The organism is Rubellimicrobium aerolatum, assembly GCF_017872975.1.
Taxonomy (GTDB): domain Bacteria; phylum Pseudomonadota; class Alphaproteobacteria; order Rhodobacterales; family Rhodobacteraceae; genus Rubellimicrobium; species Rubellimicrobium aerolatum.
The window spans coordinates 1-10266 of record NZ_JAGGJP010000035.1; the positions used below are offsets into that span (position 1 = coordinate 1).

General features: G+C 69.9%; 14 protein-coding genes. 2 read left to right on the top strand and 12 right to left on the bottom strand.

From position 1 onward, the window contains the following. From arsC to J2Z33_RS17645, 8 genes are all read right to left on the bottom strand, one after another. The coding region (gene arsC, locus J2Z33_RS17610; protein ID WP_209843488.1) for an arsenate reductase (glutaredoxin) at window positions 1-407 on the bottom strand (407 nt) is incomplete at its 3' end. Continuing rightward, entirely contained in the window at window positions 404-1468 is a 1065-nt protein-coding gene (gene arsB / locus J2Z33_RS17615; protein ID WP_209843490.1) for an ACR3 family arsenite efflux transporter, read from the bottom strand. The genes arsC and arsB, both read right to left, overlap by 4 nt. Then, window positions 1465-1917 (bottom strand): arsenic resistance N-acetyltransferase ArsN2, encoded by a 453-nt coding sequence (gene arsN2 / locus J2Z33_RS17620; RefSeq protein ID WP_209843492.1) that lies wholly within the window; start codon window positions 1915-1917, stop codon window positions 1465-1467. The genes arsB and arsN2 overlap by 4 nt, the downstream gene beginning before the upstream one ends. Continuing rightward, window positions 1914-2441, bottom strand: a complete 528-nt coding sequence (locus J2Z33_RS17625) for an arsenate reductase ArsC (RefSeq protein WP_209843494.1) — start codon at window positions 2439-2441, stop codon at window positions 1914-1916. The genes arsN2 and J2Z33_RS17625 overlap by 4 nt, the downstream gene beginning before the upstream one ends. Beyond that, window positions 2438-2821, bottom strand: a complete 384-nt coding sequence (locus J2Z33_RS17630; protein ID WP_209843497.1) for an ArsR/SmtB family transcription factor — start codon at window positions 2819-2821, stop codon at window positions 2438-2440. Before J2Z33_RS17630 ends, J2Z33_RS17625 begins: the two co-directional genes overlap by 4 nt. A gap of 137 nt (window positions 2822-2958) precedes the next feature. Then, window positions 2959-3357: a response regulator gene (locus J2Z33_RS17635; RefSeq protein WP_209843498.1), complete on the bottom strand. Its 399-nt coding sequence runs from the start codon at window positions 3355-3357 to the stop codon at window positions 2959-2961. 8 nt (window positions 3358-3365) lie between these two features. Continuing rightward, on the bottom strand, window positions 3366-4361 hold the full coding sequence (locus J2Z33_RS17640; protein WP_209843500.1) for a sensor histidine kinase: 996 nt from the start codon (window positions 4359-4361) through the stop codon (window positions 3366-3368). Window positions 4362-4474: 113 nt separating this feature from the next. Further along, window positions 4475-4708, bottom strand: a complete 234-nt coding sequence (locus J2Z33_RS17645) for a DUF6894 family protein (RefSeq protein WP_209843502.1) — start codon at window positions 4706-4708, stop codon at window positions 4475-4477. 426 nt (window positions 4709-5134) lie between these two features. Between J2Z33_RS17645 and J2Z33_RS17650 the strand changes: the two genes are divergently transcribed. After that, complete coding sequence (locus tag J2Z33_RS17650) at window positions 5135-5398, top strand: type II toxin-antitoxin system ParD family antitoxin (protein WP_245218971.1); 264 nt, start codon at window positions 5135-5137, stop codon at window positions 5396-5398. 2 nt (window positions 5399-5400) lie between these two features. Beyond that, a complete protein-coding gene (locus J2Z33_RS17655; protein WP_342454228.1) occupies window positions 5401-5694 on the top strand; it encodes a type II toxin-antitoxin system RelE/ParE family toxin in 294 nt (97 codons plus the stop codon). 157 nt (window positions 5695-5851) lie between these two features. Here J2Z33_RS17655 and J2Z33_RS17660 read toward each other — a convergent pair whose 3' ends face one another. From J2Z33_RS17660 to arsH, 4 genes are all read right to left on the bottom strand, one after another. Next, window positions 5852-6898: a replication initiation protein gene (locus J2Z33_RS17660; RefSeq protein WP_209843504.1), complete on the bottom strand. Its 1047-nt coding sequence runs from the start codon at window positions 6896-6898 to the stop codon at window positions 5852-5854. 252 nt (window positions 6899-7150) lie between these two features. After that, window positions 7151-8572, bottom strand: a complete 1422-nt coding sequence (locus J2Z33_RS17665; protein WP_209843506.1) for a plasmid recombination protein — start codon at window positions 8570-8572, stop codon at window positions 7151-7153. A gap of 251 nt (window positions 8573-8823) precedes the next feature. Beyond that, on the bottom strand, window positions 8824-9252 hold the full coding sequence (locus J2Z33_RS17670; protein ID WP_209843508.1) for a helix-turn-helix domain-containing protein: 429 nt from the start codon (window positions 9250-9252) through the stop codon (window positions 8824-8826). Between the two features lie 212 nt (window positions 9253-9464). Next, window positions 9465-10172, bottom strand: coding sequence for an arsenical resistance protein ArsH (gene arsH / locus J2Z33_RS17675; RefSeq protein ID WP_377110479.1), 708 nt, complete (start codon window positions 10170-10172; stop codon window positions 9465-9467). Window positions 10173-10266 lie beyond the last annotated feature (94 nt).

A 10266-nucleotide genomic window follows, 5' to 3' on the forward strand; every position in this document is an offset into this window, starting at 1 on the left:
GACGGCCCACCGGCGCGGACCACCTCGCCATCCTCCTTGGTGAACTCGGCCACGGGATGGTCGAGGAGGTCGAGCACCCGCTCCGAGGGGCGGCAGAGGCGCGTACCCTTGGGAGTCTCCACGATGGGGCGGTTGATGAGGATCGGGTGCGCCAGCATGGCGTCGAGGAACTGGTCGTCGGTGAGCGACGGGTCGGAGAGGCCCAGCTCGGCGTAGGGCGTGCCCTTCTCGCGCAGCAGCTCGCGTGGGGTGATCCCCATGGCGGCGATCAGCTCCCGCAGACGCTCCCGGCTCGGGGGATCGGTCTGATACGCGATCACGACTGGCTCCTCGCCGCTGGCCCGGATCAGGGCAAGCGTGTTGCGCGAGGTGCCGCAGGCGGGGTTGTGCCAGATGGTGACGGTCATGGCCGGCGCGTCCTTTCGGGGAACCAGTGGCGGGTGCGGTTGGCGAAGGCCACGAGCGAGAGCATCACCGGCACCTCCACGAGGACGCCCACCACGGTGGCGAGCGCGGCTCCCGAGCCCAGGCCGAAGAGGCTGATCGCCACCGCCACCGCGAGCTCGAAGAAGTTCGAGGTGCCGATCATCGCGCAGGGGGCGGCAATGTCGAAGGGTACCCGCAAGGCGCGGGCCGCACCGTAGGCAATAGCGAAGATGCCGTAGCTTTGGAGAAGGAGCGGGACGGCAATGAGGCCGATCACCAAGGGGTTCGCGAGGATGGTCTCGCCCTGGAAGCCGAAGAGCAGCACCACGGTGGCCAGAAGCGCCGCCACTGTGATGGGCTTTATGTGGTCGCGGAACGCCTCCACGGCGGCCTCGCCGCCGTGGCCCGCGAGGCGGTTGCGGGTCAGGATGCCGGCCCCGAGGGGCACGACGATGTAGAGCAGGACCGACAGCAGCAGGGTGTTCCAGGGCACGGCGATGTCGGTGACGCCCAGGAGGAGCGCCACGATGGGGGCGAAGGCCACCACCATGATGAGGTCGTTCACGCTCACCTGCACGAGCGTGTAGGTGGGATCGCCTCGGGTGAGGTTCGACCAGACGAAGACCATGGCCGTGCAGGGCGCGGCCCCCAGGAGGATCACGCCCGCGAGGTAGGCCTGCGCGTCCTCGGGCGGGATCAGGCCCGCGAACACGTGCTCGAAGAACAGGACGCCGAGCGCGGCCATGGTGAAGGGCTTGATGAGCCAGTTCACCACCAGCGTAACGATCAGCCCTCGGGGCTCCTCGCCCACCCGCCGGATCGCGCCGAAGTCCACGCCCACCATCATCGGGTAGACCATGGCCCAGATCAGGACGGCGACGGGGAGGTTGACGGAGGCGATCTCCAAAGCCGCGAGCGTGGCGAAGAGACCCGGCGCGAGGTTGCCCAGGACAAGGCCCGCGACGATGGCGGCGGCCACCCAGAGCGAGAGCCAGCGCTCGAAGGTGCCAAGGCCCCCGGGCGCGGCGGCGGTGTCGGTCATGGTTCCTGTCCTTCGGGATCAAGCGTCCGGGCCATGAGGATGGCCGAGGCGGGGCACAGGCTCGCGGCCTGCCGGCTGGCGCGGATCGCCTCGGGGGCGCTCGCGCGCTCGACGCGGACAAAGCCCAAGCGCTCGAAGAAGGGCACGGCCGAGGTGGTGAGCAGGTAGGCGTGGCGCGCGCCCTCCTCGGCCGCCTGGTGGAGCAGGAGGCGCACGGCCTCCCCGCCGAGCCCCTGGCCGCGCGCGGCCGGCAGCACCACCAAGGAGCGCAGGAGGGCCGCGTCCCCGTGCCGCTCATAGCCGCCGAAGCCCAAGGTGGCCCCCTCCCGCACGAGGCGCAGGAAGGTCCGGCCCGGCTCGGTCAGGTCGTCGGTGGGCAGGCGCTCGGCCGCGAGGGCGGCGCGGAGGTCGGAGGCGTCGCCGGCGATGGGCGCGATGCCAAGCATCATGCCGCGCTCGTCCTGGAGCCGGTCGCGCCGTCCATGGCCCCGATGCCCTGGAGGCGGGAGGTCAGCGCCAGCCGGTCGAGGCTGGACAGCGGCAGGCTGATGAAGGCGGCGATGCGGTTGCGCATCTGGTCGAGTGCGTCCTCGAAGGCCGCGCGCCTGCGGAAGTCCGGTCCGTCCACGGCAGCCGGATCGGGGATTCCCCAATGCGCGCTCAGGGGCTGGCCGGGCCAGACGGGGCAGACCTCGCCGGCGGCGCTGTCGCAAACGGTGAAGATGAAATCCATCGCGGGCGCGTCGGGGGCTGCGAACTCGTCCCACGCCTTCGAGCGCAGCCCGTCGGTGGAGATGCCGCGCTTTTGCAGGACGTCGAGCGCCAGGGGATGCACCTCGCCCTTAGGGTGGCTCCCGGCCGAAAAGGCCTGGAAGCGCTCGCCTCCCACATGGTTCAGGACCGCCTCGCCCAGGATCGAGCGGGCCGAGTTGCCGGTGCAGAGGAACAGGACGTTGTAGCGGGCTTGGCTCATTGGTCAGCCTCGTGGGGCGTGGGAACGGGGGATGCTGCCGAGATGGGCTCGCAGCAGGGGGCCAGCGCGGCCAGGACGGGGGCGCAGAGGCTGGGGGCGCCTCCGCAGCAGTCCTTGAGCAGGAACAGGGTCAGCGCCTGCACCCGGTCGAGGCTGGCGCGGTAGATGATGGACCGGCTGGCCCGCGTGCCGGTGACGAGACCCGCGTGGGAGAGGGTGGCCAGGTGCGCCGACATGGTGTTGGCTGGCACGTCGAGCCGACGCGCCAGCTCGCCTGCGGGAAGGCCCAAGGGTTCAGCCGCGACGAGAAGCCGAAAGGCGTCAAGGCGTGTGGGCTGGGCCAGGGCGGCCAAAGCGGCGATGGCGGAGGATGATTCCATTAGTCTAGAATAATGGATTACATGGAGACAGGCAAGCAGGTCTGATGAGCTTTGCGCCAATCGTGACTTCTCCACCCATCTCTTGCGCGGGCAAGCGAGACCGGAGCAGACCTCCCATTCCGTCCATCCGGTGCCCCTCAGTCCGCCTCGCCGCTCAGGAGGTCGCTCAGGGCCGCCAGGAGCTTGGCCGGCCCTGTGGGCTTGCCGAGGTGGACCGCGCCCGCCAGCGCCTCGTCCTCGGGCATCTCCTTTCGACCGTAGGCGCTGGCCAGGGCGAAGGGCACCGCCATCTTCCGCAGGAGCCGGGCCACGGGCGTGACCATCTCGCCGCGCAGGTTCACGTCGAGCACAGCCGCGTCGGGGCGCTCTTGCCCCAGGAGCCTCAGCGCCGCCGCCACTGTGCCCGCCGGCCCCAGCACCCGGTAGCCGGCCTCCTCCAGGGTCGCGGCCAAGTCGAGCGCGATGAAGACCTCGTCCTCGACGACAAGGATCAGGCAAGCCGGCCCTAGGGGGCGTGTGGGAGGGCTGCCGGCCATGGGCGACCTCAGGCGAGCGGGAACTCGATCTTGGTCACCAAACCCGTGGGCTCGTAGCGGTGTTCCACCTGCCCGCTCAGGTCGTTGCCGGCGCTCAGCGCCATCAGCCGCGTGCCAAAGCCTGACCGCGTGGGCGGCGTGACCGGCGGGCCACCCGTCTCCGTCCAGTCGAGCCGCAGGAGCGCGCCCTCGCCCTCGCCCGTGACCGCCCAGCGGACCTCCACCCGCCCCTCGGGCACCGACAGCGCCCCGTACTTGGCCGCGTTGGTCGAGAGCTCGTGCAGGATCAGGCTCAGCGGCAGCACCTGGGCGTGGGACAGCAGGACCGCGGGCCCGGGCCGGAGGCGCACCTGCATGGAGAACGGAGCCAGCGCACGCTCCAGGAGGGCCTGAAGGTCGATGCTGCCGTCCCCGTCCTCCAGCTCCAGCGCCTGCGCGTCGGCCAGCACCGCGAGCCGGCCCAGGACCGCCTCGCGGTAGTCTTCCCCTGAGCGGCCCGTGGCCGTGGTCTGGCTCACGAGGGCCCGCACGACCGCCAGGAGGTTCTTGAGCCGATGCTGGGACTCGGCCAGCAGGATGTCCTTCTGAGCGGAGGCGCGGCTCAGGCCGCTGGCCTCGGTCACGTCGTGGAACACCAGCAGGATGTGGGTGCTGGTGTTGTCGGGGTGCGCCAGGCGGCGCGCGCTAAGGTGGAACACGCGAGGCCCCTGCCCCGGCGTGTCGAGACGGATCTCGTAGTCGAGCACCGAGCGTGCCTTGGGGATCACCTCCGTGAGCAGGAGGCGCAACTCGGGCGTGTTCCAGCTCTCGCCGGGCAGGTGGAACAGGTTCCAGCCCAGGGCCTCCTCGCGCCCGACCCCGAAGGCTTGCAGAAAGGCCGGGTTGGCGGCCGACACGTCCAGGCCTGCGTCGAGCACGAGGAGCGGGTCCGTCAGCGTGTCCACCACGCCTTGCGCCTGGATGTGGCCGCAGCGCAGCAGGCGGTAGAGGTCTTCCAGGGTCATGGGGCAGCTCTCCGGGCGCTAAACCCCCGGTAGCACGAATGCGCGACAAGACCACGGCCAACCAGGTGGTCCGGCGGCTTGGCCCCGTTCCTGCCATGCGTGCGCGGCTCCGCTCAGGCGCTCGGGCCTCGGCCGCTGATCCTGATCTCGCAGACGGTGGCGCCCTCCTCGTCGGTGACGTGCATGCGCCACTCGGGGCCGTCCCAGAACGCCCCGTCGATGTCGCGCAGCATTTCTCCGGCCGCGACCACGGCTTGGGAGCGGGCGTCCTCGGGCCCGGGGCACACGGTGCCCAGGCTGTCCTCGGGCATGGGGCTGCCAACAAGGTGGAAGAAGTAGCGGGGCATCGCCGGTCCTTTGTGACCCTTCGCAACTCGGCCGCAAGCGAACCCAGAGGAAGGCCCGATGTTCCGGGTGACGTGAAACGCCCGGCGGTGCGCCATTCGTGGATACTGTTGAAAAACTCGGCCAAGGGCTCGTCTGGGCGCCTTTCGACCGGATCGGCCGATCTTGGTGTCTCGTAAGTCATTGATGTTACTACGAGCAGTTTGGGCCCGGATGCGCCTTCGACGCTCGATCCGGCCCGCGCCGGAGTTTTTCAACAGAATTCGTGACTTAAGCGCGGACCTCCCGGCCTCAACGCATCAGGGACTTAGCCTGTGCGGAAGTCAGGCGCACAATGCAGGCCCGCTCATCAATGCCAAGACCATGAGAAGGGCTCCTCCTCGCATCATAAGTATGCTTAAGTATGCGAGGTGCAGACGGAGGCCCCCATGCCCGGCGTGGAGCGCATGACGATCACGATGCCCTCGGAGTTGGCCGAGGTGCTGCGCCAGACCGTGGCGGGCGGGGAGTATGCCTCCACCAGCGAGGTGGTGCGCGAGGCGCTGCGCGACTGGGCGCGTGCCCGCGACGCCGAGCGGCGCGACTTGGAGGCCCTGCGGGCGGCGATCAAGGCCGGGCTCGACAGCGGGCCGGGCCTGCCGGCCGAGGAGGTCTTTGCCGAGCTGCGGGCGCGCTACGCCGCCAAGGCGTGATCGTGGCGCGCCTGGTCATCCTCCCGGCCGCGCGGGCGGACCTCATTGAGATCGGCGACTTCATCGCGCTCGATAGCCCCGGACGGGCCATGTCCTTCGTGGCCGAGATCGAGACGAGGATGCGCGAGGCGGCGGAGCGGCCCCGGAGCTTCCCGTCGCGGGACGAGCTGCACGAGGGGCTGCGGATGGCCCGGCACGGGCGCTACCTGATCTTCTTCGTGGAGGTGGGCGACGAGGTGCGGGTCGTGCGGGTGCTGCACGGGGCGCGGAACCTGCCCGGCCTGTTCGAGGCCTGAGCCCGAGAGAGACGCAGGCCCGGTTTTCGTGTGTCGGGATGACCGGAAACCCCGCAGCGGCAGCCCATCCCGTGTTTCGCCCTGGCGGAAGCTGACAGGCCTTCGGCCCTTGTGACGGGTCAGCTACCGCCCTCTACCACATCGTGCAGCCATGGGGCTATGCCGAGGCCGGCCGATGGGCCGCACGGCCGAGCTGAGGAGTGTCCTCCCCCTGCTTGTGGAGCTCGAAGGCGTCATAGGCCACGTCCGCGTCCTTGCGCGGCACCCTCATTTCCCCTGCCTGGAAGGTCCGGCCGACCCGGTCCTTCCACGCCTCGCGCGCTTCGTCGGTAAGCCGATCCCACCAAGCGAGATGGGGCTTGACCGGGGGCGGATCGGGCGTCTTGGCAGGCGCGGGCCGAGCCGACCTTGGCGGGGTGGCATCGGCTTTCGGTCCGGCCTTGCCAGCTTTCGGGGCGGCGTCCGCCAGCTCGTCCTGCGAGCTGAGGGACCGCGCCTCGGTGAAGGCCGCCATGTCTGCCGCCTCGCGCAGGTCCTTCCATCGCCAGTCAAAGCGGACCCAGTGGACCGAGCGGCCCAGCTTCTCCGGCGTCATCTTCACGGACACGGTGCCGTAGGCGTTGATCGCCTCCACGGCAGGGTCGAGAACGCTCCGCCTAAAAGCCCCCCACACCTCATAAGACTTCTGCCCATCCACCCCCATGAGAGCGCGCAGCTCCTCGATGGAGAACTTCCACGAGGGACGGCCGAGGTGCTTCTTGTCGGCCAGGATGGCGTAGAGCCGCCGCCCATGCCCGGTGAGCCGGTGCGCGGCGTGGGCCTCGATCTTGGTGAAGGTAGCCGGACTGCGGAGCGCGTGAACCCCAGCGGGCGGGATCAGCAGGTGAGCCATGCTGCCACCCTCGGTGATGTGCCACTCGGCCAGCACCACTGCGCCCCAGGGATCGCCTCGGTATTCGCCCGAAAGTTTCACGCCCGTCAGGCGCTCCAGGCACTCGCGAAGCCAGATATTATCCTGCCGTGCTTCCGGGCCGCGCAGGCGGGCGGTGGGGATGTCGAGCCAAACCGCGTTCGGCACCTGGGCGGGTGTGCGCGCCTCGTCCAGAGCGGCGGCAATTTCCCACACAGCTGCCATCATGGCGGGAGTTAGGGGCTTCTCGGAGCGGAGCGCGACGGCGCTGCTTGGCACGGTGATGGTTCTCATAAATGTATGCTAAGGGATAAATATATACATATCAAATCGTCATTTTTACCCTCCGGCGCGTACATTCAAACCCTCCGGCGCGTACATTCAAACCCTCCGGCGCGTACATTCAAACCCTCCGGCGCGTACATTTCAGCCCTCCGGCACATACATTTTTGGCCCCCTAGTGTCAGTGTCGGGTGTCGAGGGGAGCGAAGCGACACGCGACACTCGACACCCGACACTGCGAAGAATCCGGGACCGCCGGGGCGCTCAAAGTCCCCAGCCGTCGTCGTCCCCGCGACCATGGCCCCGCGAGCGCTCGTGCCGTTCATGGGTAGGCTCATCGTCCTCATGGCTGCGCGCGGGCTTGGCCAAGATGCTGGCGAGGCGGGCCTTCGTGGTCGCAAGACCAGCGGCCTCGGACTCGCCATGAACCTCCGTGACCTGTTCCGCCTTCGGGGCGTGGACCCTTGACGGTGGCGGCTGCTCCCGGACCTCCGGGGCCACGAGGCCGAGAGCCCGTTGGTGGCGCTCGACCTCCTGGGCGGCGTTCTCGGGCCAGCAGTGGGCCTCGGAGACGATTGTGCGACCCGTGAGGAGGTTCTTCACCGTGGCCTCCACCTTGGCGCAGAAGGCGCCGCAGTGCGCCACCACGGCGGCGAGGTGCATCCGGTCCTCCAGGCGCGGGAAGTGCTCGCGGGCGGCCGTGTAGCCCCGATCCCGCTGCAAGGCGGGCCAGGAGACCCCGAACCACGAGGCGGCCTCCAGCACCCGCTCAGCGCGCTCGCGGATGGCGTTGATGATGGGCCAGGGCCGGCGATGCGCGTCCAGGGGCCAGGTCCCCGGATCGGACAGGCGCGCAGAGGCCTCAGGAGCCTCGTAGAGCCGCCCTTCGGCCTTGTGACGGGAGATCTCCCCCTTGAGGGTCACAAGGCCGCTCAGGGTGGCTGCCAGCGTCTCGGCGTCCCTATGGTGCACCTCCACGTCCCTCAACGCGGCCAGCACCGTCTCCGGGGGCTCGCGCAGGGCCTCGCGCGCCTTGTCGAGGACCGCCCCGTAGGTTTCGGGGGACAGGTGCTCGCGGGCGGTGAGCTCGCGCCGGGTGCCGCGCACAATGGCTTGGTCGAGCCGGTCGGCGCACCATTCGGCCCAGGAGGTCTGGAGGGCCGAATACTCGTTGCGCTCACCAGTGAGGCCCTTGAGGTCCACCAGGGCCTTCTGGGTGGAGATCACCGGCTTGCCGCGGCTCTCGCGCACCGGGGCAATGAGGAGGTCAACCACCGCCCCGCCCTTCTCGTCGAGATCGAGCCGCGCCCCGAACACCGCGCCCTTGCCGGCCCAGCTTTCCGCCCAGGAGCGGGCCTCGTCGAAGAGCTGGCGGTTGTGGGGGTTCTGCGGGTCGTGAAGGTCGCCGGCCTGCTGGACCCATTCGGGGGAGACTACGCAGAGCGCCTGGAGGGCCAGGGGAGCGTTCTTGCGCTCGGAGGCGTGCAGCTCGGCCTTGTGGGCGCGGAAGGCGGCCAGGTAGTCGCGGTCGTCCTCCGCCTTCGACCAGGCCAGCCCCACCCCGGCCACGGCGCCATCGCGAAGGCGCAGGCGGCTGGTCTCGTCGTCGCGGTGCGCGTGGATGCTGGCCCCTCGGAGCTGGGCCACGGTCTTGAGCTTGTTGACGCGGATCGCGGCCTTGAACACGGGCGGCTCTCCCCCGGTGGAGACGGATCGGCTGGGGTCAGGCTAGAGGGTCAGGGCCGGATTGTCATTTCAAATGACAACCCACTAGGTGATTGCCTGCGGCCCGCTCCGCTAATCACCAGGGGCGAGGGGGCGGCCGCCCCCTTCGATCCCCCGCCAAGAGCGGCCCTCCTTGCTCCTCACCTTCCCCAAATATCCTCGGGGGAGGGCCGCAGGCCCGGGGGCGGACAGCCCCCTTCCTCCCCCTCGGATCAGGCGCGCCGCAACGACCACCAGCGCCGCGCCGGAGCGGGCGCAGGCTCCGGGGCCGGGCGGCTGGCGAGCTGCGCCGCCAACGCGCGCCAGGCGTCCCGGTCGGCCTCGGCCGCGCCAGCTCGGGCCTCGGCCGCTTCCACCCGCGCCCGCACCACCGCAAGGTCGATCCGCAGCGTCTCGACCTCGGCCTGCAGCCCCTCGTCGGGGGGTGCGGGAACCTGTGCGGGCGGTTCGGCCTCCACTGGAGGCACAGTGAGCGCACGATGAGCGGCCTTCCAGGCGTCCAGATCTTCTGGGGCAATGCGCCAGACGTTCTGGTTGTCGCGAACCGCCCGCAACCGACCGGCCTTGATGGCGCGCATGATGCTCCAGCGGGAGGTGCTGACAGCTTGTGCGGCCTGCTCGGGGGAGAGGAGTTTGCTCATGGTGCGCTCATGGTGCGCTCAATGAGCGGCCCCCTCAAGGGTGAAGGAAGATCGCTCGCCGCTGGGCAGTCCCCTGCGATGGCAGAGCCACGCAGGGAACGCCGACCAGCTTGGGCGCGTCCAGCGGCCTCAAGCCTTGTCCTCTGCCCGGCCGCAGCCGGGCCTGCGGGAAGGCTTGACCCCGCCTCCCGCGCCGGAAGGTCCAAAGCGGGTCAGAGGCTCTTGAGTCCCACCCGCGCCTCCAGCTTGGCCTCCTCCTCCTTCCGCTCGCTGTAGCGGTCGGTGAGGTGGTCGGAGACGCCGCGGGTCAGGAGCGTGAACTTCACCAGCTCTTCCATGACGTCCACCACGCGGTCGTAGAAGGGGGAGGGCTTCATGCGACCCTCCTCCGTGAACTCCTGCCATGCCTTGGCGACGGAAGACTGGTTGGGGATCGTCACCATGCGCATCCAGCGCCCCAGGATGCGCATCTGGTTCACGGCGTTGAACGACTGCGAGCCGCCCGAGACCTGCATGAGCGCCAGCGTGCGCCCCTGCGTGGGCCGGATCGCGCCGCCGGGCAGCGGGATCCAGTCGATCTGGGCCTTCAGCACCGCCGACATAGCCCCGTGCCGCTCAGGGCTGGTCCAGACCTGGCCCTCGGACCAGAGCATGGCCTCGCGCAGCTCCTGGACCTTGGGGTGGGTGGCCTCGGCGTCGTCGGGCAGCGGCAGGCCATGGGCGTGGTAGACCCGCGTCTCGCACCCCATGGCGTCGAGGAGGCGTTGCGCCTCGAAGGTGAGGAGGCGCGAGTAGGAGCGCTCGCGCAGCGAGCCGTAGAGCAGCAGGATGCGCGGCGGGTGCGCGGGCGGAGGACCCGCGAGCCCCCCCAGGTCGGGCCGCTCGAAGACGGCGGGAACGAGATGGGGAAGGTCGATCAGGTCGGGGCGATCAGCCAAGGGACGGCCCACCGGCGCGGACCACCTCGCCATCCTCCTTGGTGAACTCGGCCACGGGATGGTCGAGGAGGTCGAG

What these genes read in the sequence shown, in the direction of transcription:
- J2Z33_RS17645 (WP_209843502.1), bottom strand. Translation starts at nt 4,708, where the DNA reads ATGCCCCGCTACTTCTTCCACCTTGTTGGCAGCCCCATGCCCGAGGAC.
- J2Z33_RS17660 (WP_209843504.1), bottom strand. Translation starts at nt 6,898, where the DNA reads ATGAGAACCATCACCGTGCCAAGCAGCGCCGTCGCGCTCCGCTCCGAG.
- J2Z33_RS17650 (WP_245218971.1), top strand. Translation starts at nt 5,135, where the DNA reads ATGCCCGGCGTGGAGCGCATGACGATCACGATGCCCTCGGAGTTGGCC.
- J2Z33_RS17630 (WP_209843497.1), bottom strand. Translation starts at nt 2,821, where the DNA reads ATGGAATCATCCTCCGCCATCGCCGCTTTGGCCGCCCTGGCCCAGCCC.
- arsB (WP_209843490.1), bottom strand. Translation starts at nt 1,468, where the DNA reads ATGACCGACACCGCCGCCGCGCCCGGGGGCCTTGGCACCTTCGAGCGC.
- J2Z33_RS17670 (WP_209843508.1), bottom strand. Translation starts at nt 9,252, where the DNA reads ATGAGCAAACTCCTCTCCCCCGAGCAGGCCGCACAAGCTGTCAGCACC.
- J2Z33_RS17625 (WP_209843494.1), bottom strand. Translation starts at nt 2,441, where the DNA reads ATGAGCCAAGCCCGCTACAACGTCCTGTTCCTCTGCACCGGCAACTCG.
- J2Z33_RS17635 (WP_209843498.1), bottom strand. Translation starts at nt 3,357, where the DNA reads ATGGCCGGCAGCCCTCCCACACGCCCCCTAGGGCCGGCTTGCCTGATC.
- arsN2 (WP_209843492.1), bottom strand. Translation starts at nt 1,917, where the DNA reads ATGATGCTTGGCATCGCGCCCATCGCCGGCGACGCCTCCGACCTCCGC.
- J2Z33_RS17640 (WP_209843500.1), bottom strand. Translation starts at nt 4,361, where the DNA reads ATGACCCTGGAAGACCTCTACCGCCTGCTGCGCTGCGGCCACATCCAG.